Annotated in this window: 22 protein-coding genes; 19 read left to right on the forward strand and 3 right to left on the reverse strand. The window is 45.1% G+C overall.

Annotated features, from left to right (window positions below):
- Positions 1-50 precede the first annotated feature (50 nt).
- The 3 genes from asnS to nth all read left to right on the forward strand — a co-directional run bounded on the left by asnS (position 51) and on the right by nth (position 2,810).
- Positions 51-1,334, forward strand: a complete 1,284-nt coding sequence (asnS, locus tag BM101_RS00115) for an asparagine--tRNA ligase (RefSeq protein ID WP_087031055.1) — start codon at positions 51-53, stop codon at positions 1,332-1,334.
- 106 nt (positions 1,335-1,440) lie between these two features.
- Positions 1,441-2,148, forward strand: coding sequence for a DnaD domain protein (locus tag BM101_RS00120; protein WP_087031057.1), 708 nt, complete (start codon positions 1,441-1,443; stop codon positions 2,146-2,148).
- Positions 2,149-2,162: 14 nt separating this feature from the next.
- The gene (gene nth / locus BM101_RS00125) at positions 2,163-2,810 is read left to right on the forward strand and encodes an endonuclease III (protein ID WP_087031060.1); all 648 of its coding nucleotides are present in this window, start codon (positions 2,163-2,165) and stop codon (positions 2,808-2,810) included.
- A gap of 49 nt (positions 2,811-2,859) precedes the next feature.
- Here the strand turns inward: nth and BM101_RS00130 are convergent, their stop codons facing one another.
- Both BM101_RS00130 and recU read right to left on the reverse strand, forming a co-directional pair.
- On the reverse strand, positions 2,860-5,400 hold the full coding sequence (locus BM101_RS00130; protein ID WP_087031063.1) for a PBP1A family penicillin-binding protein: 2,541 nt from the start codon (positions 5,398-5,400) through the stop codon (positions 2,860-2,862).
- A 20-nt stretch (positions 5,401-5,420) separates the two neighbouring features.
- The gene (recU, locus tag BM101_RS00135; protein WP_087031066.1) at positions 5,421-6,035 is read right to left on the reverse strand and encodes a Holliday junction resolvase RecU; all 615 of its coding nucleotides are present in this window, start codon (positions 6,033-6,035) and stop codon (positions 5,421-5,423) included.
- Between the two features lie 226 nt (positions 6,036-6,261).
- Here recU and tig point away from each other — a divergent pair, with 226 nt between their 5' ends.
- The 9 genes from tig (at position 6,262) to BM101_RS00180 (ending at position 16,705) form a co-directional block, all read left to right on the forward strand.
- Positions 6,262-7,542: a trigger factor gene (gene tig, locus BM101_RS00140; RefSeq protein WP_087031068.1), complete on the forward strand. Its 1,281-nt coding sequence runs from the start codon at positions 6,262-6,264 to the stop codon at positions 7,540-7,542.
- 268 nt (positions 7,543-7,810) lie between these two features.
- Positions 7,811-9,064 carry an ATP-dependent Clp protease ATP-binding subunit ClpX gene (clpX, locus tag BM101_RS00145; RefSeq protein WP_087031070.1) on the forward strand — a complete coding sequence of 418 codons (1,254 nt, stop codon included), beginning with the start codon at positions 7,811-7,813 and terminating at the stop codon, positions 9,062-9,064.
- A gap of 162 nt (positions 9,065-9,226) precedes the next feature.
- Positions 9,227-9,814 carry a ribosome biogenesis GTP-binding protein YihA/YsxC gene (yihA, locus tag BM101_RS00150; protein ID WP_087031073.1) on the forward strand — a complete coding sequence of 196 codons (588 nt, stop codon included), beginning with the start codon at positions 9,227-9,229 and terminating at the stop codon, positions 9,812-9,814.
- 263 nt (positions 9,815-10,077) lie between these two features.
- On the forward strand, positions 10,078-11,964 hold the full coding sequence (gene dnaG / locus BM101_RS00155) for a DNA primase (protein WP_087031076.1): 1,887 nt from the start codon (positions 10,078-10,080) through the stop codon (positions 11,962-11,964).
- A gap of 16 nt (positions 11,965-11,980) precedes the next feature.
- Complete coding sequence (rpoD, locus tag BM101_RS00160; protein WP_087031079.1) at positions 11,981-13,114, forward strand: RNA polymerase sigma factor RpoD; 1,134 nt, start codon at positions 11,981-11,983, stop codon at positions 13,112-13,114.
- A 244-nt stretch (positions 13,115-13,358) separates the two neighbouring features.
- Positions 13,359-14,060 (forward strand): tRNA (adenine(22)-N(1))-methyltransferase, encoded by a 702-nt coding sequence (locus tag BM101_RS00165; RefSeq protein WP_087031081.1) that lies wholly within the window; start codon positions 13,359-13,361, stop codon positions 14,058-14,060.
- Complete coding sequence (locus tag BM101_RS00170) at positions 14,057-15,190, forward strand: Nif3-like dinuclear metal center hexameric protein (protein WP_087031084.1); 1,134 nt, start codon at positions 14,057-14,059, stop codon at positions 15,188-15,190. Before BM101_RS00165 ends, BM101_RS00170 begins: the two co-directional genes overlap by 4 nt.
- 14 nt (positions 15,191-15,204) lie before the next feature.
- Positions 15,205-16,443: a peptidase T gene (gene pepT, locus BM101_RS00175; protein ID WP_087031087.1), complete on the forward strand. Its 1,239-nt coding sequence runs from the start codon at positions 15,205-15,207 to the stop codon at positions 16,441-16,443.
- Between the two features lies 1 nt (position 16,444).
- Positions 16,445-16,705 carry a DUF1294 domain-containing protein gene (locus BM101_RS00180; protein ID WP_087031090.1) on the forward strand — a complete coding sequence of 87 codons (261 nt, stop codon included), beginning with the start codon at positions 16,445-16,447 and terminating at the stop codon, positions 16,703-16,705.
- Between the two features lie 80 nt (positions 16,706-16,785).
- Here BM101_RS00180 and BM101_RS00185 read toward each other — a convergent pair whose 3' ends face one another.
- Positions 16,786-17,634 (reverse strand): DegV family protein, encoded by an 849-nt coding sequence (locus tag BM101_RS00185; protein ID WP_087031093.1) that lies wholly within the window; start codon positions 17,632-17,634, stop codon positions 16,786-16,788.
- Between the two features lie 169 nt (positions 17,635-17,803).
- Here BM101_RS00185 and truB point away from each other — a divergent pair, with 169 nt between their 5' ends.
- From truB to dnaJ, 7 genes are all read left to right on the forward strand, one after another.
- Positions 17,804-18,715 carry a tRNA pseudouridine(55) synthase TruB gene (gene truB, locus BM101_RS00190; RefSeq protein ID WP_087031095.1) on the forward strand — a complete coding sequence of 304 codons (912 nt, stop codon included), beginning with the start codon at positions 17,804-17,806 and terminating at the stop codon, positions 18,713-18,715.
- A 17-nt stretch (positions 18,716-18,732) separates the two neighbouring features.
- A complete protein-coding gene (ribF, locus tag BM101_RS00195) occupies positions 18,733-19,695 on the forward strand; it encodes a riboflavin biosynthesis protein RibF (protein ID WP_087031098.1) in 963 nt (320 codons plus the stop codon).
- A gap of 1 nt (position 19,696) precedes the next feature.
- Positions 19,697-20,827 (forward strand): radical SAM family heme chaperone HemW, encoded by a 1,131-nt coding sequence (gene hemW, locus BM101_RS00200; RefSeq protein ID WP_087031101.1) that lies wholly within the window; start codon positions 19,697-19,699, stop codon positions 20,825-20,827.
- 128 nt (positions 20,828-20,955) lie between these two features.
- Positions 20,956-21,990 carry a heat-inducible transcriptional repressor HrcA gene (gene hrcA / locus BM101_RS00205; protein WP_087031104.1) on the forward strand — a complete coding sequence of 345 codons (1,035 nt, stop codon included), beginning with the start codon at positions 20,956-20,958 and terminating at the stop codon, positions 21,988-21,990.
- Between the two features lie 21 nt (positions 21,991-22,011).
- A complete protein-coding gene (gene grpE / locus BM101_RS00210; RefSeq protein WP_245825610.1) occupies positions 22,012-22,551 on the forward strand; it encodes a nucleotide exchange factor GrpE in 540 nt (179 codons plus the stop codon).
- A gap of 52 nt (positions 22,552-22,603) precedes the next feature.
- On the forward strand, positions 22,604-24,436 hold the full coding sequence (gene dnaK, locus BM101_RS00215) for a molecular chaperone DnaK (RefSeq protein WP_087031110.1): 1,833 nt from the start codon (positions 22,604-22,606) through the stop codon (positions 24,434-24,436).
- A gap of 101 nt (positions 24,437-24,537) precedes the next feature.
- The gene (dnaJ, locus tag BM101_RS00220; RefSeq protein WP_087031112.1) at positions 24,538-25,692 is read left to right on the forward strand and encodes a molecular chaperone DnaJ; all 1,155 of its coding nucleotides are present in this window, start codon (positions 24,538-24,540) and stop codon (positions 25,690-25,692) included.
- The last annotated feature ends 143 nt before the right edge of the window (positions 25,693-25,835 follow it).

The following is a 25,835-nucleotide window of genomic DNA, read 5'->3' on the forward strand; positions in this document are numbered from 1 at the left end:
CCAGTTTTTTATGGAAAAAAAGGGGTCGACGAGAGTTGTCATTAATTACAATGGATCAAGCGAAAGATTATGTAGGAAAAGAAATTTCCATCGGAGCTTGGGTGACAAATAAAAGAAGCAGCGGGAAAATCGCATTTCTGCAATTACGGGATGGCACTAATTTCTTTCAAGGGATTGTTCTGAAGAATGAGGTCGGCGAAGAATTATTCGACACAGCGAAATCTTTGACGCAAGAAACTTCCATTATCGTAAAAGGGATTGTACAGGAAGATACCCGGTCGAAATTGGGTTATGAGTTATTGATAACCGGAATCGAAGTTGTCGGAGAAAGCCATGATTATCCGATCACACCAAAAGAACACGGAACGGACTTCCTGATGGATCATCGCCACTTATGGTTGCGTTCATCAAAACAACATGCCATCATGAAAATCCGTAACGAAATCATTCGTGCCACCTATGAGTTCTTCAACAAAGAAGGGTTCATGAAAGTCGATCCGCCGATTTTAACAGGCAGCGCTCCTGAAGGGACAACCGAATTATTCCACACCAAATATTTCGATGAAGAAGCTTATCTGTCTCAAAGCGGGCAACTATACATGGAAGCCGCTGCAATGGCTTTCGGGAAAGTATTTTCCTTCGGGCCTACTTTCCGTGCTGAAAAATCCAAGACACGTCGTCATTTGATCGAGTTTTGGATGATCGAACCTGAAATGGCGTTTATGCATCAGGAACAAAGCCTGGAGGTTCAAGAAAAATATGTCGCTTATCTGGTCCAATCCGTATTGGATAATTGTGACCTTTTCTTGGATACGCTCGAACGCGACAAGGAATTGCTGAAGAAATATACACAATTACCGTATGATCGCATCTCTTACGACGATGCCGTCGCTTTATTGATTGAAAACGGCTTTGATGACATCGTTTGGGGGGATGACTTTGGGTCGCCGCACGAAACGTTTATCGCAAATCAATCGGACAAACCTGTCTTTATTTTGAATTATCCGAAAGCGATCAAACCTTTTTATATGAAGGAACACCCAGAACGCACCGATGTCGTTTTATGTGCGGACATGATTGCCCCTGAAGGATACGGAGAAATTATCGGCGGCAGTGAACGGGAAGTCGATTACGATCGCTTGAGCCAACAAATCGAAAAATTTGGTTTGAGTACGGAGGATTATTCTTGGTATTTGGATTTAAGAAAATACGGTTCGGTCCCTCATTCCGGATTCGGTTTGGGCTTGGAAAGAATGGTGACGTGGATTTCCGGAACAGAGCATATCCGTGAATCGATTCCATTCCCGCGCTTGCTGAACAGAATTTATCCATAATGATTTTGCTGGCTGTGCGTTAACGTGCTGAATAAAATAAAAAAAATAGAAGTGGGACAAATAGAAAAAATATTTGTTCCACTTTCTGTTATGAAAGGAGACGGCCATGTCTTACGATGGTTTATTGAAATGGCTTGAAGAAGGGGATACTGTGGTTTCGAATGTGTTGTTGCAAAATTACAGAAGAGTTGGCCTTACGGATTCCGAATTCATCTTCATCCTGCAAATAAAGGCTTATATCGATAAAAATACACCCTTTCCGAACCTGTCCCTCATCGCAGAATTTATGGGCGTGTCAGAAAAAGAGGTCTTTTCTCTTTTGCATATTCTATTGCAGAAGAAAGTCATTCTGATGGAAACGAAAAATGACAAAAGTGGGAAAGTGGAGGACACCTATTCTTTGCAGCCGTTGTATCAAAGACTTTTCCTGCTGCTCGAGCGCGACAAACAGAAAGCTGTTCCTGAGAAGCAAGCCGTAGATATCATGACGATGTTCGAACAAGAATTCGGCAGAAATCTGTCGCCCATCGAAATGCAGACGATTGCCAGTTGGATGGATACCGATCATTATCCGATTGATTTGATCGAAGCTGCTTTGCGTGAAGCGGTATTGAATCAGGCCTACAGCTTAAAATACATTGATCGGATTTTGCTGTCTTGGGAAAAGAAAAATATTCGTTCTGCAAAAGATGTCTTGAACCAATCCAAAAGGACACAGGGAGGCAATGCTAAGTTCGACGAAATGAATGCAAATGCCGAATATGACCTGGAAGTTCCCTTGTTCAATTGGTTGGATTCTGAACCAAACAGCTGACGAGGAGAAGGTATATGTTATCTAAGAAAATGACGATCGAAGCAGTCAAAGTAATGGGCGAATTGTTTCCGGAAGCGCAGTGCGAATTGATCCATGAGAATGTATTTCAGCTGCTGATCGCGACGATGCTGAGTGCGCAAGCAACCGACGTTTCCGTAAACAAGGTAACACCGGATTTGTTCGCCAAATTCCCTACCCCCATGGCCTTTTTGGCGGCGCCTCTAGAGGAAGTGATGGCAGCCATCAAGTCAATCGGGTTGTACAGGACGAAGGCTACAAACATCCAAAAATGTTGCGGCCGATTAATGGAACATTTCGGCGGGGAAGTGCCGAGCGGACTGGATGAACTGATGTCCCTGCCGGGGGTCGGCCGCAAGACGGCAAACGTCGTGATGAGCGTCGGTTTCCATATCCCGGCAATCGCTGTGGATACCCATGTCGAAAGGATCTCCAAGCGGCTCAGGATTGCTCCACAAAAGGCTACCGTCTTGGAAGTGGAGCAAATATTGATGAAGAAACTGCCCAGGGAAATGTGGTCGGATGCGCATCACCAAATGATCTTTTTCGGGCGATACCATTGCACCGCAAGAAATCCGAAATGTGAGGTTTGCCCGCTGCTCGCCATCTGCGCTGACGGGAAGAAAAGGATGCATCTAAAATAAGAGGAGGACCGGACAAAAGTCCGGGCCTCCTCTTATTTTGTTGGGAATCTCATTGGCTGCTGCTTGCTGAATCGGGTGTCGCCGCCTTGAGCGAAGCACTTTCAGAGCTGGATTCAGAACTGCTGCTTCCTGAGGATGACGACTCGGAAGAACTGCTGTCTTTTGACGTATCGCTCCCTGAGGAAGCCTTTGCGGCATCTTCAATCGTCAGTTGGATCGTGGCAGCAGGGGAAGTACTTTGACCCACTTGGACGGATACCGAGATCGAGAAGGTTCCTTTTGCAGGTTTCGCGATGACAAGAGACGTATCGGTTATCGTTTTGTCGGTCGCTCCTGCCGTCACCGAGTATTGCGGTTGGCTGGATCCTGTCGTCTTATAAGCATCCCAAGTGATGGTAAGCTCGTCCTTGTCTGCATTGTAACTTGCTTTCAGGCCTGTTGGAGCAGTCAGCTTCTCACCATATTTTTTAGAGACAGAAGTAGGTTCGGTCCCTTTTACGAATAATTCAGTGGAAATCAGATTGCTCGGCGTACTTGTACCTGGTTTCATGAGCGGATCCGTATACTTCTCGATGGAGACTTTGCTGACGGAAGCCGGCATGGACCAATCGGAATAATCAGTATCTTTAGAAACGTAAGACATCAGTTCCCTGTAGATATCACGTGTCAAGCTTTGTGTTTTATAATCCAAGAAATTACCGTATTCTTTGGAATTGTCATAGCCAAGCCAGACAGCGATGGAATAACTTGTGGAATAGCCTGCGAACCAAGCATCCGGTGCTGCGTAAGGGATATTCGTTCCTCCGACGGCAGCCAGTTCAGCGTCCGTATAATTCGTAGTACCTGTCTTGCCTGCTTGAGGCAAGCCGTCGATTTGCGCATTGGTTGCCGTGCCGGATGTGATGACATCTTTCAACATGTCCGTTATCATGTAAGCGGTAGAATCTTTCATTGCTTGTGTGCCTTTTGATTCAAAAGTAAATTCTTTGCCATCGGAAGTCGTGACAGCTTGCACGGTATAGGGTTCGTAATAGGTCCCGCCATTTGCGAACGCGGCATAGGCTGCAGATAGTTGAATCGGAGTGGCTTCACCGCCGATGGCATTTGATTCAACCAGGTACTCTTTATTATCATTTGTGATGGTGATGCCTAACTTCTTCAAAAATGCGAAGGCATTATCGGCACCGACCGCTTGGAATGTTTTCAAAGCCGGTATATTTCTTGAATCGACGAGTGCTTCACGGATCGTCTGGTTGCCTTTATATTTATGGTCATAGTCATTTATTTCGCTGCCGTCAGAATAACTGTACTTGTCGTCGACGACAAGTGTCCCGGTAGAGTAATCCAAATATTCTATCGCAGGACCATAATCCGCCATGGGCTTCATTGTGGAACCGATGCTGCGTTGCAACGTGGAAGCTCTGTTTAACCCCAACTGAACATCTTGATTGCGACCGCCGATGACAGCTTTAACGGCACCAGTATGGACATCAATCAGCGATACGCCTGTTTGAAGCAGAGCATCAGGGAAGTTCACATAGTCATTGGTGTTGACGATATCATATAACTTTTGCTGCGCAGCCATATTGATATTGGTTTTTACCGTCAGACCGCCTTCATAAACATCCAGACCGGTCTTTTTCTTTACTTCATCAATGACCAGTTGAACATAGGAGTCGACGACCAGTGACGTGTTCGTATCGTTGGTATGATCGACTAAATCATCCGTTATGATCATCTTTTTTGCTTCCGCACTTTGCTCGGCGGTGATTTTTTTATTTTCCACCATCATGTCCAGCACCAAGTCGCGTCTGGCTGTTGTGTTGTCTGGATTGACAAGTGGATCGTAATAGACGGGGGCTTGCGGCATGCCTGCCAACGTCGCGGCTTCAGCCAAATTCACATCGGATATGCTCTTTCCGAAATAATATTCGGCAGCCGTGCCCATTCCGTATACATTGTTGGACATATAAACTTTATTGATGTAGAAAGCTAAAATTTCATCCTTCGAATATTCCCGTTCGAGTTTAAGAGACAGCCAAGCTTCTTGGGCTTTCCGTTTGATGGTTTGATCCTCGGAACTGGTTGAGAAGTAGGATAATTTGACCAACTGCTGCGTAATGGTGCTACCACCCTGAGCGATGCCGCCTTTTTGCAGATTGGCCAACAACGCACCGATGATCCGGATGGGATCGATTCCGTTATGTTGGTAAAAGCGCTGATCTTCGATCGAAACGATAGCGTCTTTTAAAACTTGTGGGATTTCATCTGCCGAAACAATCGTCCGGTTTTGGTCATTTCCGCCAATTTCTTTGATGACATTCCCGTCTGCATCAAGAATGGTCGATGCAACCGTGCCCACTAATTTGTCTTTGGACAGTTCCGGAGCGGAGGAGGCGTAATAGAAAAATAAACCGCCGCCTGCTGCCAAGCCTAATATGCCCAGAGAAACAATCCCAAGCAACAATTTCTTCCATAAAGCCATTTTAGCCTGTTTAGGCTTTTTGTTATTGGCTTTGATGGGTTTCTGTTTTTTGTTCTTTTGCTTATTATTTACTCTTGATACGTTCTGATTGCCTGCATTCGGCATTCTGGTTCACCTCGTATAGTTTATTTCATTTTCATCTCAAGCAGCTTATCTACCGCAACCAGATAATCCAATCGCGGATTAAATCCATAACCGATTTCAAAACCTTTGCTTTCAATGAAGGCAAGAGGGATGGATTTACGGCCATTATTCAACTTATTCTCCCAAAAGTCAATCAAATAAGAGCTATCCAATAAGAAAACACGATTATAACAGGAAAAGCGTATTAAAACAAAAGTGATTCCCATCTGCTGATTACATCTTTTCATATGCACGATTTGATGCTCATGGAAATTCTTTAATGGAAAGGAAGTCTTGTTATTGGTTTCCTTCGCTTCGAAATCCAAGTAATAGCCTTTGTATACGCCGTTATAATCGGTAGTGGATGACTGGCGATAGTAGGCTTCCTTGATGATCGCGGCACTACGGCTGGGATAATCCACCTTAACGACCTGGATGGGAGTCGGTTTTTTATGGATAACGGCTCTCTCCACCAACAAGTAATAGTCATTGGAGGTATTGATGTCTTCCTCCAGGTTCATTCCCCGGTTGCTGTAGATGGTGTCTCTTTTTTTCTTTTTCTCTGGCAAATGCGAGACTGCATCGAATAATTTACCGTTCGGATAATTTACCGCCATTTCGTACTCACCCCCATTGAATGATTATACCAAATATATGCAGCGAAATAAATCTTGCTAATCTTAAAAAACTGTTTAATTTAGGGGGAGCCAGCAGGAAATAAATTGCGCAGTTGTACAATATTCAAGCGGTTATTCTTTACAAGCGCGGTTTTGTAGTGTAGTATTGGATAGTATGCAATATCAAATTAATTGCAATAAAATCAAGATTTTTGGAGGAACGTAAATGACTGCAAATTGGGAAAAAACAGGCACAAACGATGGTGTCTTAACATTTGAAATTTCAGAAGAAATTATCAAGAAAGAAATCGAAAAAGTATTTAACAGAGTGAAAAAGAACATCTCTGTTCCTGGCTTCCGTAAAGGGAAAGTTCCTCGCCATATCTTCAACAACGTTTATGGTGAAGAATCATTATTTGAAGATGCATTGAACGAAGCATTGCCAACAGCTTATGCTCAAGCAATCGAAGAAGCTGGGATCGATCCTGTATCTCAACCAAAAATCGACATCAAGAGCATGGAAAAAGGCCAACCATGGACCATCACTGCTGAAGTAACTGTAAAACCTGAAGTTAAGTTAGGCGAATACAAAAACCTTACAGTAGCAAAACAAGACCGTGAAGTTACAGACGAAGATGTAGAAAACAACTTGAAACAAAAACAAGAACGTCAAGCTGAATTGGTTCTTAAAGAAGAAGGCGCTGAATTAGGCGATACAGTTGTTATCGACTATGAAGGTTTCGTCGCTGAAGAAGCATTCGAAGGCGGAAAAGATCAAAACCATTCATTAGAATTAGGTTCAAACCAATTCATCCCAGGTTTTGAAGAACAATTAGTAGGCGCTAAAGCTGGAGACGAAAAAGAAGTAGTCGTTACTTTCCCTGAAGACTATCAAGCTGAAGACCTAAAAGGCAAAGAAGCAACATTCAAAGTTGCTGTTCACGAAGTTAAAACGAAACAATTGCCAGCATTGGATGACGAGTTCGCAAAAGATGTTGATGAAGAAGTCGAAACTTTAGATGAATTGAAAGCTAAAATCCGCAAAGAATTGGAAGAAAGCAAAAAAGCTGCAGCTGATGAAGCAGTCCAAGACTTAGCTTTACGCCAAGCTGTCGAAAACGCTGAAATCGTTGAATTACCGCACGTAATGGTACATGATGAAGTTCACCGTCAAATGGACTTGTTCTTGAATGACATGCAACGCCAAGGAATCTCTCCTGAATTGTATTACCAAATCACTGGCACGACTGAACATGATTTGCACGTACAAATGGAATCAGATGCTGATGTCCGCACAAAAACTTCTCTAGTGTTGGAACAAATCATTAAAGAAGAAAACATCGAAGTTTCCGAAGCTGAAATTGCTGAAGAAATCAAAGCATTAGCTGAACAATACAACATGGATGAAACGCGTGTTCGCGGTTTAGTCAACGATGAAATGTTGAAAAACGACATCCAAATGAAAAAAGCGATGAGCGTAATCACTGACTCTGCTATCGAAGCATAAGATCCGCTAAAATGAAATAAAAAGAATAGATCGGGGCATTGTCTTGTTGAGTCAGTGTCCCCTCTATTTATAATCAGGAAGATTTTACGGCCAGTACAGAGGCGTTCCTTTCGAAACAAAATAATTTTCTATTTTTCTTTTCTGTGTTAAGATGGGAACCATTCATGATTAAGTTGGATAAATTGCTCACTTTGAAATGATCGGGTTACATCGTCAGAAAGAAAAGCAATTCCAGTGTTAATTGGAAAGTAAGGACATAGAGAGGAGAATGATTGTGTTCCATGATGAAAGTATCGGAACAATACATTGTTCATTCTGCGGAAAATCTCAGGACCAAGTGAAAAAAATCATTGCGGGTCCGGATGTATATATTTGTAATGAATGCGTTGATTTATGCAAAGAAATCATCGACGAAGAAATATACACGCCTAGTGAAACAACTTTCACGGAGGTTCCAAAACCGCAAGAAATACAAAAGATCTTGGGCGAATATGTAATCGGGCAGGAAAAAGCGAAACGTACGCTTTCAGTAGCCGTTTATAACCACTACAAACGTATTGGCCAAATGAGCCTGATGTCTGATGATGATAATGTAGAGTTACAAAAAAGCAATATTTGTCTGATCGGTCCGACCGGTTCAGGGAAAACATTCCTCGGGCAAACATTGGCGCGGATTTTGGACGTTCCCTTTGCGATTGCGGATGCTACCAGTCTGACTGAAGCTGGGTACGTTGGGGAAGATGTCGAAAACATCCTCCTAAAATTATTGCAGGCAGCCGATTTTGATGTAGAGCGCGCACAACGCGGCATCATTTACATCGACGAAATCGATAAAATTGCCCGCAAAGGCGAAAATGTATCCATCACAAGAGATGTAAGCGGGGAAGGCGTCCAACAAGCTTTGCTTAAGATATTGGAAGGCACCGTCGCAAACGTTCCACCGCAAGGCGGAAGAAAACATCCTCAACAAGAATTTATCCAAATTGATACAACCAATATCCTGTTCATCGTCGGTGGAGCTTTCGACGGCATTGAAACGATCGTCAAGGAACGTCTTGGCGAAAAGGTCATCGGCTTCGGATCGCCACAAGCTAAACAGTTGGAAGATAAGAGCATCATGCAGCAGATCATACCGGAAGACTTGTTGAAATTCGGTTTGATTCCCGAATTCATCGGACGGTTACCGATTATGGCGGCATTGGAAAAACTTACTGAAGATGATTTAGTGCATATCTTGACCCAGCCGAAGAATGCTTTAGTGAAGCAATACAAAAAGCTGCTGGAATTGGATGGCGTCGAATTGATATTTGAAGAAGATGCCTTGCGCTCCATTGCGAAAAAAGCCCTCGAAAGAAATACGGGCGCTCGCGGACTGCGATCCATCATCGAAAACATCATGTTGGACATCATGTTCGAAATTCCAAGCAGAGATGAAATCGTAAAATGCGTGATCACGGATGATACGGTGAACGGTATAGGGCAACCTCTATTGTTCGACGAAAATGACCATCCATTGAACTGAAAAACAACTATAGTATGAAATCCGGTGAATCAGAAAATAGCCAAAACTGATTGCCGGATTTTATTTTCCCTTGAATAGAGCCTCTTTTTGAGGTAATCTAGTTAGAATACCAGAAAGAAACAGAATGAGGATAGCCATCTTCTTTCTACAGGAGGGTAACAAATGCACGTACAAGATGCAGAAATCGTAATGAGTGCGGTGGATCCCAAACAATATCCGGGAACCGGGTTTCCGGAGATTGCGTTAGCTGGCCGTTCGAATGTTGGTAAATCATCTTTCATCAACAAGTTGATCAACCGCAAAGCGTTGGCACGGACATCCAGTAAACCAGGGAAAACACAGACTTTGAATTTTTATTTGATCAATAACTTTTTTTATTTTGTGGATGTGCCGGGTTATGGATACGCAAAAGTTTCGAAAACGGAGCGGGCTAAATGGGGCCGGATGATGGAGACCTATTTTACGCAACGAGATCAAATGAAGCACGTTTTTTTGGTTGTCGATTTTCGGCATGAACCAACCATCGATGACATTCAAATGAAGGATTTTATTGAATACTATGATATTCCTTACACTGTCGTTGCTACAAAAGCTGATAAAATCCCCCGCGGGAAATGGAACCAGCACTTTTACCAAATCAAAAAAGCTTTAAATTTACCTAGCGATGAGTCGCTGATCCTTTTTTCTTCGGAAACTGGGGAAGGCTTTGACAAGGCATGGAAATTGATTGAAGATATTTTAGAGGATTGAATGATTTCCCAATGTTCATTGTCCAATAATAAAAGAATGGGCAACATCCTGGAAAAATCAGATGTTCCCGTTCTTTTTTGTGTTTGGATAACTGTTTTCGTTTGATGAAGTCGGCATCGAATGCTGTGGGAAAAGCGCTCACTAAAGCCAACTGAAGCAAAAATAATCCTATTTGCATATTCGTTCCGACTGTGGTAGAATCTAATTTGTATCTTTATGCTCAATTTATAAAAAACAAGACATTTCTTCAAGGTGGTAATCAGTTGGCAGAACGAATTTCAGAAGAAAAATTAATCAAGATTAGAACTGAAACAAACATCGTGGATGTAGTCAGCCAATATGTGCAACTCAAAAAAAGAGGGAAGAACTATTTCGGATACTGCCCCTTTCATGACGAAAAGACACCATCATTTTCTGTAGCCGAGGAAAAACAGATTTTCCATTGTTTCAGTTGCGGAAGAGGGGGGAATGTCTTTACTTTTCTGATGGACATCGAAGGGATATCGTTTGTCGAGGCGGTCCAAAAAACTGCCCAACTAAGTCATGTCGATGTCGATATTTCACTGCCTGATGAGAACTACAGTAACCCCATCCAATCAAAAAAAGACAAACTGGTCCAGATTTACGAGGAAGCGGCCAGTTTTTATCATCAGATTCTGTTGAACACGGTGACCGGACAAGAAGCGCTTGATTATATGATGCAGCGTGGCTTCTCGTTGGAAACGTTAAAGGAGTTTCAAATCGGTTTTTCGCCTTCCAACCGTACGGCACTATACCAGATGCTGAAAGCCAAACACTTCGATGATGAGCTGTTGCAGGAAAGCGGGATTTTCTCGGAACGGAGAGGGCAAAATGAAATGTTCGACCGTTTCTCGTCCAGGATCATTTTTCCGTTGCGCAATCCGAAGGGCAAAACGATAGCCTTTTCCGGCAGGATTCTACAGGCGTCGCCGGACACGGATTCGGATTACCATGAAGCCAAATACTTAAACAGTCCAGAGACGCTGCTGTTCAATAAGCGTGATTTCCTTTTTAATTTTGATAAATCCAGGAGCGAAATCAGGAAAAGTTCCGAGGTCATCCTGTTCGAAGGATACATGGACGTCGTTTCCGCTTGGCAAGCAGGCGTCAGGAATGGCGTCGCCTCGATGGGGACGAGTTTGACCGAAGAACAGAATCGCATGTTGACGAAGGTGGCGGATAATATCGTCATCGCTTATGATGGGGATCGCGCCGGCATTGAAGCGACAAAGCGCGCCATCGAAATATTGGACAAGAACAAGCATTTCGACATCTCCATTTTCCCTTTGGAAGCCGGAATGGACCCGGATGAGTTCATTCAGCAAAAAGGGGCAAAGGCCTTTTGTGAAGCCATCAAAAATAATCGTGAAACGAGCATCCAGTTCTTTTCCCGCTATTTAAAGACGCAATTGAATTTGGATACGGAAAAGAACCGGATTACATACATTGAAACGATTTTGAAGGCATTGGTATCGTTGGATTCGCTGATCGAAAGGGAACTGTATTTAAAGGAACTTTCAGATGAATTCGGCATTCCGGTTGATAGCCTGCAGAAACAGTTGAAGGGCTATCAGCAGCAACTGATCTCGGAACGAACCGGCCAAAGGCAAAGTAACCCAGCTCCCATTTCACATTACAAAGCCAATCCGGATGCGGCTGTCACGAAAAAACGCAAGATTACCCAAGCGGAACAAAGTGAGAAACAATTGCTTTATCGATTATTTCATTTTGAGGAAGTTTGGTCATATTTACGGGAAATCGATGATCAATTCCACTTCATCCATGATGACTACCAAACGATTTACATTCTGTATGAAGAATTTTATCAGCGGACTGGGCAAGTAGGAAACATAGATCAATTTTTAGATAGGATCAACAATCCGGCATTGCAGAATGTCATTGCCGAAATCGAATGGTTTCAGTTGGATTCGGAAGTGACTTACCAGGAGATTGAAGATCTGGTCCACATTATCCGCGACAAGTCTTCGCTTGAGGATTTGTTGGGTAAGAAGCAGCAGGAAATGAAAGAAGCCCGCAGGTTGAAAGACAGTGAGCAAGCAAAATCTTTAATGCTGGAAATCGTATCGATTTCCAGGCAACTAAAAGCAACAAGAAATAGTCCGCATTGAATGGAGGAATCATTTTATGGCAATTGAAAAAAATGATCAAGGTTTAACATTAGAACAGGCAACGAAAAAGCTGATCGCAGAACACAAATTATTGGGTACCGTCCTTTATGACGAATTATCCGATAAAGTCGCAACCCCCTTCCAACTGGACGCGGATGAAATGGATAAATTGATTCAAAAAATGGAAGACGGCGGCGTCAGCGTTGTCGATGAAGACGGCGGCCCGACTGCCCGTCAACTGATAGTTGAAACAAAAAAGGTCGAGAAGAAAGTTGTTGAGAAAGAAACCGAAGACGACAGCATGTCTGTCCCTGCAGGCGTGAAAATAAATGATCCGGTCCGCATGTATCTGAAAGAAATCGGCCGTGTACCCTTGTTGAGTGCGGATGAAGAAGTCGACTTGGCGTTGCGCATCAAAGATGGCGACCAAGAGGCGAAACAACAATTGGCTGAAGCCAACTTGCGTTTGGTCGTTTCGATAGCAAAACGTTATGTCGGCCGCGGTATGCAATTCTTGGACTTGATCCAGGAAGGGAATATGGGCTTGATGAAGGCCGTTGAAAAATTTGACCATACCAAAGGCTTCAAATTCTCTACCTATGCTACTTGGTGGATTCGTCAAGCCATCACCCGCGCGATTGCGGATCAGGCAAGGACGATCCGTATCCCTGTACACATGGTTGAAACAATCAATAAACTGGTCAGAATCCAACGCCAATTGCTGCAGGATTTAGGACGCGAACCGACACCGGAAGAAATCGGGGCCGAAATGGACTTGCCGACCGAAAAAGTCCGTGAAATCCTTAAAATTGCGCAAGAACCTGTATCGTTGGAAACGCCGATCGGTGAAGAAGACGATTCTCACTTGGGCGATTTCATCGAAGACCAAGAAGTGATGAGCCCAGCGGAACATACGGCGATGACTTTATTGAAGGAACAATTGGAAGAGGTATTGGATACCTTGACCGATCGCGAAGAAAACGTCCTTCGCCTGCGCTTTGGCCTGGATGACGGCAATGTCCGCACCTTGGAGCAAGTCGGGAAAGTGTTTGGTGTAACGCGAGAAAGAATCCGTCAAATCGAAGCGAAAGCGTTGCGTAAATTACGTCATCCAAGCCGTTCGAAACAATTGAAAGATTTCTTGGAATAAAACATACCGAGCCGCTTTTCGGAACGCGACTGCATACGATGGTCGTCAACGAAGCGGATAGGCAGAAAGTCAGTTGCTTTCTGCCCCCGCAGAAGGCAAGACAGTCTGGATGAAGGGCCTGGGACATTGTTCCAGGCCCTTTCCTGTGGACAGGGAAGGAATGTGCCTGAAAGTATTACATGGGGAAATTATAAATTTGTGCTAAAATAATAGTATCGGATTAAAAGGGATTGGAGGAAAAAAATTGAACAATCAACAATTATCACAGAGGCTTGAAACGGTGGCCGGTTTTATACCGGAGGGTTCAAGATTGGCGGATATAGGTTCCGATCACGCCTATTTGCCATGCGTTTTGGCGAACAGAAAGGTCATCACCTTCGCCATCGCAGGGGAAGTGGTAAAGGGTCCTTTTGAATCCGCGAAGGAACAGATCATTGCATCCGAATTGGAAGGCACTGTCCAAGCCCGTTTGGGTGACGGCTTAGCCGTAATCGCCCCGGCCGACAACATAACCGTCGTCACTATCTGCGGTATGGGCGGGGATCTCATTTCAAAAATTTTGGATAGCGGCAATAAGGAACAAAAATTGAACACGGCCAAGAGGCTTGTGTTGCAGCCGAACAACGGAGAACGGAAGCTGCGGATCTGGTTGCTTTCGCATGGCTATACGATCATTGACGAAACGATTCTCGAAGAGAACGAGAAGATTTATGAAGTCATCGTCGCCGAGAAGGCAGACGAGACGGAAGCATATTCGGAGTTGGAATACACCTTCGGCCGTTATCTTTTGAAAGAAAAGAATGATGCGTTCAGGAAGAAATGGTTGTCAGAAAAAGACAAATATCAGTACATCTTGAACAGCCTGCAAAAGGCAAATAAGGATCTGCATGAGAAAGAAAAGCAAATAATGAATAAAATAAAGGAAATATCAGAGGTGCTAGGATGAGCAAAATTACTGGATATGAATTTATCGAATTATTTGAATCGCACGTCCCGACTTGGTTAGCGGAGGATGGGGATCCCGTCGGTCTGCATGTCGGTGATCTCAGCCGCCCCATCCATAAAATCATGGTCACGCTCGATGTGCGCCCGGAAGTTGTTCTGGAAGCCATCGGAAAATCGGTTGACTTCATTTTTTCGCATCATCCACCGATTTATCGCCCAATCAAGAATCTCGATCTTTCGGACAGACAGACGAAGATGTATGCCGATCTGATCAAGCATGACATCACCGTTTATGCGGCCCATACCAATCTGGATAATGCGGCGAACGGGATGAACGACTGGCTGGCGGAAGCGTTGGGCCTTGCCGATATCGAAATCATGGATGTGACAAAACGCATTCCCGTCAAAAAATTGGCAGTCTGTGTACCGAATTCACATTGCAACGCTGTCCGTTTGGCGATGACCGACGCCGGAGCAGGAAGCATCACGGATGAATATACGCACTGCTCGTACGAAGTTCAGGGTGTAGGCCGCTTTACGCCGCTTGAAGGGGCTAAGCCAGCCATCGGCCATATCAATGAGCCGGAAGAAGTCCAGGAGAAGAAAATCGAAATGCTTGTGGAAGACAAGTATCTTCCGGATGTGCTGGAAGCCTTGTACGAATCGCATCCATACGAAGAACCTGTTTTTGAAATATATGCGTTGGAGAATTTCCAGCGGGAATATGGACTGGGAAGAGTGGGCAATTTGGCGCAACCGATGCCGCTGCCAGACTTCATCCGACACGTGAAAGAGACGTTTCAAGTCGAAGGGCTGCGCTTCATTGCGAACGACCGGAATCAAATGATTTCACGTGTGGCTATCTGCGGCGGCGATGCGGGGAAATATTACCGTAAAGCCATGAATAAACAGGCGGACGTCTATATTACCGGAGATGTCTATTATCATACCGCTCACGATATGCAAGCGGATGGCATGACGGTCATCGATCCAGGCCACCACATCGAGCAGATCTGCAAACCGAAATTACACGCTATCTTCAACGAATGGAAAAAAGAGCAGAATTGGGATATCGATATTCTGGTATCTGAAATCAATACAGATCCATTCATCTTCGATAGCGAAATCTGAAAGGAAGTCATCACATGTACGAAAATTTAGTGCCCCGTTTTTTAAACTATGTAAAATTCGAAACCAGATCAGACGAAACAAGCACAACCGTTCCCTCCACACAAAACCAAGTTGCTTTCGCAAAACAAGTTTTGATGCCGGAATTGGAAGCGCTAGGATTGTCTGACATTCAATATAATCCAGCGAACGGCTTCGTTACGGCGGTATTGCCCGCCAATTCGGATAAGCCTTTCCCTAAAATGGGGTTCATCGCACATATGGACACCGCCGACTTTGAAGCCGCCAATGTGAACCCGATCATCCGGGGAAATTATGACGGCAAGGCAATCGTTTTGGATGCAGAAAAAAACATCGTTCTATCGCCGGATGATTTCCCGGCCTTGAAGAACTATGTCGGCCAAACGTTGATCACAACGGACGGAAAAACCTTGCTGGGCGCCGATGACAAGGCTGGCATCGCAGAAATCATGACGGCTATGGAAATAGTATTGGCTGCGAAAGACATCGAGCATGGGGTCGTGAAGGTCGCTTTCGGGCCTGACGAAGAAATCGGCCGGGGGGCGGATTTGTTTGATGTGGCGGCCTTCGATTGCGATTTCGCATACACGATGGATGGCGGACCTGTCGGAGAGCTGGAATTCGAGAGCTTCAATGCAGCGCAAGCGATCGTGCGCATCCAGGGGAAAAATGTTCATCCGGGGACCGCGAAAGATACGATGGTCAATGCCATCAAACTGGCCCTCGCTTTCGACGATGCCCTTCCGCAAGAGGAAGTGCCGGAAAAAACCGAAAAACGCGAAGGCTTCTATCATTTGATGGGTATCGAAGGCAACGTCGAAGAAAGCAAAATGGTTTACATCATCCGTGATCACGACCGGGTACTTTTTGAAGAAAAGAAAGCGATGCTGCGGTCGGTTGCGGATTTGTTGAACAGCAAGCTAAAGGAAAAAAGGATCAGCATCGAAATCTCCGATCAATACTTCAATATGGGCGAAATCCTGGAAAAAGATATGCGCCCGGTTAGCTTAGCTGAATCCGCTATGAAGGCATTGGGCATCGTTCCGATCATCGAACCGATCCGTGGCGGAACGGACGGCTCCAAACTGTCGTATATGGGTCTGCCGACACCGAATATTTTCGCCGGCGGAGAAAACTTCCATGGGCGTTATGAATTTGTGTCCATCCAAAGCATGGAGAAAGCGACTGCGGTCATCGTCGAAATCATCAGACAAAGCCAAGGATTTGGAGCATAAGATGGCTATCCAAGATATCTATTTAATCGTTGTGAATCTGGCGTTGTTCGGGATGATGGGCATCGACAAGGAGAAGGCCAAGAAGCACGCTTGGCGCATCCCTGAAAAAAATCTGTTGCTGCTCGGTTTGTTGGGCGGAGGGCTCGGTGGCTTGTTGGGGATGAGGTTTTTTCGGCATAAAACGAAGCACACTTATTTTGCCGTCACTTATTTCGCTGGCGTCATCCTATCCGGTATCGCCTACTACTATTATGGATTCTGATCGTTAGTCTGCGGTATCCTATTTTTAAACCCAAAACTTCCGCTGCTCATTTTAGGATGAACGACGGAAGTTTTTTTTGATTATTTTTTAGTCAAGAATTGAACCGAGATGGCATTGGGGCCCGCATGGGTTATCACGCTAGCGCTTGCATAGGAGATGAAAAATTCGGCTTTCGGGAAAGCTTCTTGGAGCATCCGGATGATCTGGTCGGAATAGTCGCTGAGGCCAGTGTGGGTTACGCCAATGGCTTCCATTTCTACATGATTTTTTTTGAGTTCAGCGATGATCGCTTCGTAGCGTTTTACGATCGATTTTGTGCCGCGGCCTCTCATATCCGGCGTCAACACACCATCGATCATTTGCAGGTTGGCCTTGATGTTCAACCAGCTTGTCACACGTCCCATCGTTTTTCCAATCCGCCCGCCTTTGATCATATTTTCAAGGTCAACGACGGTGATATAAAGGAGGGTTCGCTTTTTGATTTCCTCCAAGCGTTGCAATGTTTCTTTGATCGACAACCCCGCTTCGGCACATTTTGCAGCTTCCAAGACCTGAAAGGCCATGGCGCGTGCACAAAATTCCGAATCGATGACCGTCACTTTCCCGTGCGTCAGGTTGGCTGCCTGATGGGCTGAGTTCACAGTACCGCTTAGCGTTTCCGCCACGTGGATGGAAAGCACCTCGCTGCCTTCCGCCGTCAATTCATTATAGGTATCAAGGAAGGTACCCATGGCTGGCTGAGACGATTTGGGGAGCTCGTGGCTTTTTTTCATTTTTTCGAGAAACTCCGCTTTTGTGATGGTCACGCCATCGTAATACAATATATTAGCGATCATGGATGATAACGGCACAACGGTGATGCTGTATTGTTTGATTTCTTCATTTGAAAGTTCTACGGTGGAATCCGTCACGATTTTAAATTTAGTCATTTTATGCTCCTAAAGCGCTTTATTTCCCTAAGCATAGCAGATTTCGTTGTGAATGTAACCCGTAAATCATTCTCTCGGCCGAATAAGTGGTTTTCGTGTACATGCTTTTTCGTGTCCATTATAATTTGTGATATAATATATGGGTTATTTAGGAAAGTAGGGTTATGAAATGGATGGAATTTTACCTTTGTGGAAAGAACGCGGGATGACAAGTCATGACTGCGTTTTTAAACTCAGAAAAATATTAAAGACAAAGAAAGTTGGACATACCGGGACACTCGATCCCGAAGTCGATGGCGTGTTGCCGATCTGTATCGGAAAAGCGACAAAAGTCGTGGAGTTCCTGACCGACACGAGCAAAGCGTATGCCGGGGAGATTACGATCGGCATCGCCACGACGACCGAAGACAGCCAAGGGGAAGTCATCGATCAAAAGCCTGTGCTGGAACCTTTGTCAAAGGACAGTATCGATGAAATGATGGCATCCATGTTGGGCGAAAGCATCCAGATTCCGCCGATGTATTCAGCGGTCAAAGTGAACGGGAAAAAATTATATGAGTATGCCCGCAAGGGGGAAAGCGTGGTCCGGCCCGAACGGAAGATTCAAGTGACCGCTTTTCAACGCACCTCGGAGCCCGAATACCATGAGGACACGCAGACAATGAGCTGGCGCTTCACCGTCAGTTGCGGAAAAGGCACGTACATCCGCACCCTTGCGGTGGATTTAGGCGCTAAATTGGGTTATCCGGCCTTCATGTCGGACCTGACAAGGATAAAGAGCGGGACTTTCACCGAAAAAGACTGCCTGACCTTGCAACAAGTAGCGGACGCTATGTCCGCAGGGGAAATGGATGCCCATCTGAAACCGATCGAATCGGTCTTTGCGGATTATGCCCATTTTGAAATAGACGAAACGACTTGGCAGAAAATAAAAAATGGCGCGGTCCTCGCAAATGATGATAGATTTAAGGATATCGAAGGTCCTTTCGTTTTTGTCTACCAGGATAAAGTGGTGGCAATGTACGAAAAACACTCGAACAAGCCGGCGTTTATCAAGCCGAGAAAAATGTTCTTATCATAGGAAGGAATTAAGGCGCAATGAAGATAATAAACATACACCATCCCTATAATAAACAAGATATACCGGAAGATAGGGTGGTCTTGGCGATGGGATACTTTGACGGTGTCCACAGAGGCCATCAGGAAGTCATCAGACGGGCCAAGGAAATAGCCGAAAAGAAGAACGTGAAGCTGGCTGTGATGAGTTTCAACCATCACCCGAGCATCGTTTTCCAAAAGATGGATCCCGATGCGATGCAATATCTATCTACCACCGAAAGGAAGGCGGAACTGCTGGAAGGATTGGGCGTCGATTATTTTTACGTGATCGCCTTTACTTCCGCTTTCGCTTCCTTGGCCCCGCAGGAATTCGTCGATCAATACATGTGTGACTTGCATGCGGATACCGTCGTAGCGGGATTCGATTACACCTATGGGCCGAGAGAAATCGCCAACATGGCGCAATTACCTGGCTACGCCAAAGGCAGATTTGCTGTCGTTGAAGTAGCTGAATTGCAGGAGTCGTCAGAAAAGATCAGTTCGACCAAAATACGCGATGCTTTAGAAGAAGGAAACATGGAAAAAGCGAACGGGTACTTGGGCTATACCTATCAATTTGGCGGAATCGTCATGCACGGTGACGCGCGGGGGAGGTTGTTGGGCTTTCCGACAGCGAACATCCAAATCGAGAAAAATACGCGTCTGCCCAGAACGGGCGTGTACGTCGTCAGCATCGAAGTGAACGGTGTCTGGTATCGCGGGATGGCTTCCATCGGATATAACATCACCTTCGAGGCGAACCGGGCCAAGACCGTGGAAGTCTATATCTTAGATTTCAACAAAATGATCTACGGCGAATACGTCAACGTCAGATGGCATCATTTCATCCGCGGCGAGATCAAATTTGAGAGCGTCGAGAAATTGGTCGAGCAGCTGCAACAAGATGAAGCAGACACAATCGCCTATTTCGAAGCGCATCCATTGGAAGGGGAGGAACGCTAAAATGACAGGAGCATATGTACACATCCCTTTTTGCGAGCACATCTGCTTCTATTGCGACTTCAATAAGGTGTTCCTCGAAGGCCAGCCGGTGGACGATTATGTGGATTCCTTGATCAAAGAGATGCAACTGACCGTTCAGGCTCATCCCGGCGAAGAGGTAAGCACCTTTTATATAGGCGGGGGGACGCCGACGACGCTGAACGAAAGACAGCTCGACCGTTTGCTCTACGGCATCCGGGACACCTTCAAGCTGCCGAAAAACGGCGAATTCACGATGGAAGCAAATCCCGAAAGCCTGACTTTCGATAAACTTAAAATCATGCAGAATTACGGCGTAAACCGTTTGAGCATGGGTGTCCAATCGTTCAATGACGCCATTTTGAAGAAAATCGGCCGGATCCATACTTCCGAACAAGTCTATCGCTGCATCGCCGATGCCAGAAGAGCCGGATTCGACAACATGAGCATCGATTTGATCTTCCGATTGCCCAACCAGACGATGAAGGATTTCGAAGAGAGCCTGACGAAAGCGTTGGAATTGGATCTGCCGCACTATTCGATCTACGCCTTAATTCTGGAGAACAAAACAGTCTTCTATAATTTGATGCGGCAAGGGAAACTGCCGTTGCCCTCAGAGGATACGGAAGCGGATATGTATGCCTTGGCGATCGACACAATGGCCAAGCACGGCAGAAACCACTATGAAATTTCCAATTTCGCAAAACCCGGATTCGAATCGAAGCATAACCTGACCTACTGGAAAAATGAACATTATTTCGGCTTCGGCGCGGGTGCCCACGGGTATATCGATGGCGTGCGCTACAATAACCATGGACCGATCCAACATTATTTGGAACCTTTGCGTGCGAATGAACTGCCGGTCATCTACCGGAAAACATTGACGAAGAATGAACAAATAGAAGAAGAAATGATCTTGGGGCTGCGGACGATGACAGGCGTCAGCCAAAAACATTTCGCCGAGAAATTCGGGATTTCCTTAGTGGACCATTACGATACAGTCATCAGGGATCTTCTGCAGCGCGAACTGATCGCTATCGTCGGGGACCGGATTCTTTTGACGAAAAAAGGGATATTTTTGGGGAATGAAGTTTTCCAATCTTTTTTGATGTGAGAATAATAATTTTCTGAAAGCATGTTACCGAAAAATGATTGTATTTCGTTGACAAAGTAATCTTCTCGTGATAAATTTATTTAAGGTTAGCACTCAATGTGGTCAAGTGCTAAAGTGAGGTGAGAATCTTGTTAACGGAAAGACAATTATTAATTTTAAACTTAATTATCAGGCATTACATTGCATTCGAAGAGCCGATCGGTTCGAAGACGCTGATGAAAGAATCAGAGCTGGCATTCAGTTCCGCAACCATCCGCAATGAAATGATGCGCATCGAAGAACTTGGTTTATTAGAAAAAATGCATTCCTCATCAGGACGCATTCCTTCCACAAAGGGTTATCGCTACTACGTGGACCACATCCTAACCAAAGAAAACGAAGAGGTTTCCGATGATGTCAGGAAACAAATTCAGCATGCTTTCCGCAATCCGTACAGCGAAGTGCAGGAGGTCGTTGAGAAATCAGCAGAAATGCTGTCATCATTGACGAATTACACGGCATTGGGACTCGGGCCGGATACGAAGAACAGCCGTTTGACCGGTTTTAGATTGGTTCCCTTGAATGAAGGGCAGGTCATGGCCATCCTCGTGACGGACAAGGGGTATGTCGAAAACCAGATTTTTTCTGTTCCACCGAATTTTTCTTCAGCCGAAATCGAAAAAGTCATCAACATTTTCAATCAAAAACTCATCGGCAGAACGCTGCCGGAGGTATTCCTGAAGCTGAAGACGGAAATCCCGCTTATCACCAAGAAATATGTCGATTCGGAAATTGATTTCTTGTCCGTCTTTAACGACATTGTTTTGAAGTTGGAGCAGGATCGGTTCCATGTCGGGGGCAGCATGAATCTGCTCAATTATTTGGATGCTTCGATGGACAAAGAAAAAGTCAAGGCCATCTACAGTATGATCAACGGCTCGCCCTACATTCATTCGCTGTTCTCATCATCTCATGACGGCATCGCAGTCCAGATCGGAAGCGAAATGAACAATGACTTGTTGAATAATTTCAGTTTAATCACCGCCTCATATGACACTGCAGGTAATGGCAAAGGCTTGATCGCATTATTGGGGCCAACCAATATGCCCTACCAAAAAGTCATTAACATTATGAAAATCATGCGCTACGAACTATCGGACAGCTTCAATGATTTTTATAAATAACCATTACAAAGGAGAATAGAATTGGATAAAAACGAAGAAGTGTTAGAGAATAACGATTCTCAAGTTGATTCATCCAGTGATGTAACCATTGAAGAAGAAACCGAAGTCGTTTCTGAAATGGATACTTTGAAAGCAAAATTAGAAGAGACGGAAGATCGCATGTTGCGTCTCCAAGCAGAACTGGCAAACATCCAAAAACGCAACACCAAGGAAAGACAGGACGCGGCTAAATACCGTTCGCAATCCTTGGCGCAAGACCTGCTTCCGGTTCTGGACAGTCTGGAAAGAGCGATGGAAATAGAAGTCGACGATGAAAAAGCGTTGAACCTTAAAAAAGGGCTTGAAATGGTGCTGAACCTGTTCAACGACGCCTTTGCTAAAGAAGGCATCGAAGCGCTTAATCCGATCGACGAACCTTTCGACCCGAATTTCCACCAGTCCATCCAAGTAATGCCCGCAGCAGAAGGCCAAGCACCGGATACGGTTGTTGCCGTAGTGCAAAAAGGTTATACTTTAAAGGATCGCGTGCTTAGACCGGCAATGGTTGTCGTATCAAAATAAGCATCATTGTTTAAAACACAAATAAAATTTCATTTTAGAGAGGAACTATGACATGAGTAAAATTATTGGTATTGACTTAGGTACAACAAACTCCGCAGTTGCAGTATTAGAAGGAGGAGAAGCAAAGATTATCCCAAATCCAGAGGGTAACAGAACGACTCCATCCGTCGTATCATTCAAAAATGGAGAAATCCAAGTAGGCGAAGTTGCTAAACGTCAAGCAGTGACAAACCCTAACACCATCAGCTCAATCAAACGCCATATGGGCGAAGCAGGCTACAAAGTTTCTGTTGAAGGAAAAGACTATACACCTCAAGAAGTATCCGCAATGATCTTGCAATACTTAAAAGGCTATGCTGAAGATTACCTGGGCGAAAAAGTTGATAAAGCTGTCATCACTGTCCCAGCATACTTCAACGATGCACAACGTCAAGCAACAAAAGATGCAGGTAAAATCGCAGGGCTTGAAGTGGAACGTATCGTAAATGAACCAACTGCAGCAGCGTTGGCATATGGTTTGGATAAAACCGAAAAAGAAGAAAAAATCTTAGTATTCGACTTGGGTGGCGGTACATTTGACGTATCTATCCTTGAATTGGGCGACGGCGTATTTGATGTATTGAGTACTGCCGGAGACAACAAACTGGGTGGGGATGATTTCGACAAAAAAATCATGGACTATCTGGTAGCTGAATTCAAAAAAGACAACGGCATTGATTTAGCCAACGATAAAATGGCTGTTCAACGTTTGAAAGATGCTGCTGAAAAAGCTAAAAAAGACTTATCCGGTGTAGCTTCCACACAAATCAGCTTGCCGTTCATCACTGCCGGCGCAGCTGGTCCATTGCACTTGGAAGTCACTTTGACAAGAGCTAAATTCGACGAATTGACTCACGATCTTGTAGACCGCACGAAAGTTCCCGTTCGCCGTGCGATGGAAGATGCAGGCTTGAAATCAGCGGATATCGACCAAGTCATCTTGGTTGGTGGATCGACGCGTATCCCGGCCGTTGTTGAAGCGGTAAGAAAAGAAACAGGCAAAGAACCTAACAAATCCGTAAACCCTGATGAAGTAGTAGCTATGGGTGCTGCAATCCAAGGCGGCGTCATCACTGGTGACGTGAAAGATATCGTATTGTTGGACGTAACACCATTATCATTGGGTATCGAAACAATGGGCGGCGTGTTCACTAAACTGATCGACCGCAACACAACCATCCCGACAAGCAAATCACAAGTATTCTCTACAGCAGCTGACAACCAACCAGCCGTAGATGTACATGTATTGCAAGGCGAACGCCCAATGGCTGCCGACAACAAAACGTTGGGTCGTTTCCAATTGACGGACATTCCATCAGCACCACGCGGCATCCCGCAAATCGAAGTTACATTCGACATCGATAAAAACGGTATCGTAAACGTGCGCGCCAAAGATTTGGGTACACAAAAAGAACAAACCATCACAATCAAATCTTCATCCGGTCTGACTGACGAAGAAATCGAAAAAATGGTTAAAGATGCAGAAGCGAATGCCGAAGCAGATAAAAAACGCAAAGAAGAAGTTGAATTGCGCAACGAAGTCGACCAATTGATCTTCCAAACCGACAAAACATTGAAAGAGCTGGACGGCAAAGTCGACGCTGACGATGTTAAAAAAGCAGAAGCAGCAAGAGACGAATTGAAGGCTGCTGTTGAAGCGGATGACTTGGAAGAAATGAAAACCAAACGCGATGCATTGAACGAAATTGTTCAAAATTTAACGGTTAAATTATATGAACAAGCTGCACAAGAACAACAAAACCAAGCAGGCGCACAAGGCCAATCAACACAAAATGACGACGGCGTTGTAGATGCTGATTTTGAAGAAGTAGACGACAACAAATAGTCCTTCCTAGCGAGAGTGAAGCCAACGCTTAATTGCATTGGCTTTTCTCACTGTTATGGGACCATCCGTTCAAACGAAGCCAAGAAGATGGAGGCGAAACAATGGCAAAAAGAGATTACTATGAAGTGTTGGGCGTGGCGAAAGATGCAACCAACGACGAAATAAAAAAAGCTTATCGCAAGCTTTCGAAGAAGTACCATCCGGATATCAACAAAGAGGAAGGTGCAGAAGCAAAATTTAAAGAACTCGCCGAAGCCTATGAAGTGTTGAGCGATGCGGACAAAAAAGCGGCCTACGATCAATACGGCCATGCCAGCACAGACCCTAATTTCGGCGGCGGCGGCTTTGGCGGCGGTGGATTCGGCGGCTTCAGCGGCGGCTTCGAAGATATTTTTGAATCCTTCTTCGGTGGCGGTGGCGGCCGCGGCAGAAATCCTAACGCTCCTCGTCAAGGATCTGATCTGCAATACCGTATCCACCTGAAATTCGAGGAAGCCATTTTCGGTAAAAAAGAGACCATCAAATACAAACGCGAAGAGGAATGCCATACCTGTCACGGTTCCGGGGCGAAGCCTGGAACAAGTCCTAAGACCTGTTCAAAATGTCATGGTTCGGGATCCGTCGGCGTCGAAAGAAACACAGCTTTCGGCCGCGTGATGACGCAAGCGGTCTGTGATGTCTGTGGCGGTACCGGAAAAGAGATCACCGACAAATGTACAACCTGTTATGGTCGCGGTCATGTTGAAGCCGATCATTCCGTCGCGGTCACGATTCCTGCCGGTGTGGAGGACGGACAACAAATGCGTTTGAATGGCCAAGGCGAAGTAGGCAGCAATGGCGGCCCATACGGCGACCTCTATGTCGTTTTCCAGGTTGAACCGAGTGATATCTTCGACCGCGAAGGGACGGAAATCTACTACACGCTGCCGATCAGTTTTGTGCAAGCGGCATTGGGTGATGAGATTGAAGTGCCTACCGTCCACGGCAAGGTGAAACTGAAGGTTCCTGCCGGTACTCAAACGGGAACCAATTTCCGCCTGAAGGGGAAAGGTGCTCCGAAGCTGCGCGGAACCGGCAACGGCGACCAACACGTAAAAGTCACGGTTGTTACACCGAAAAATCTGAATGAAAAACAAAGAGAAGCGATTCGCGCCTTTGCAGCTGTAGGCGGCGATACTGTCGTTGAGGATGAGTCCAATTTTTTTGAAAAAGTAAAGGATGCCTTTAACTTCGACGGCAGCAAAAAGAAGAAATGAAAAAACAGAAAGAGAATGGGGTACGCTCATTCTTTTTCTGTTTTTTTGATTTCATCATGCCGGAAAGGATATTGACTGATAATCCTATACTCAAGTTGTAATTGTGTCAAAAAAGATAAAAAGTTTAGCTCTAAGTGGTGTAA

It is taken from the genome of Trichococcus palustris (assembly GCF_900114465.1).
GTDB classification, from domain to species: Bacteria; Bacillota; Bacilli; order Lactobacillales; family Aerococcaceae; genus Trichococcus; species Trichococcus palustris.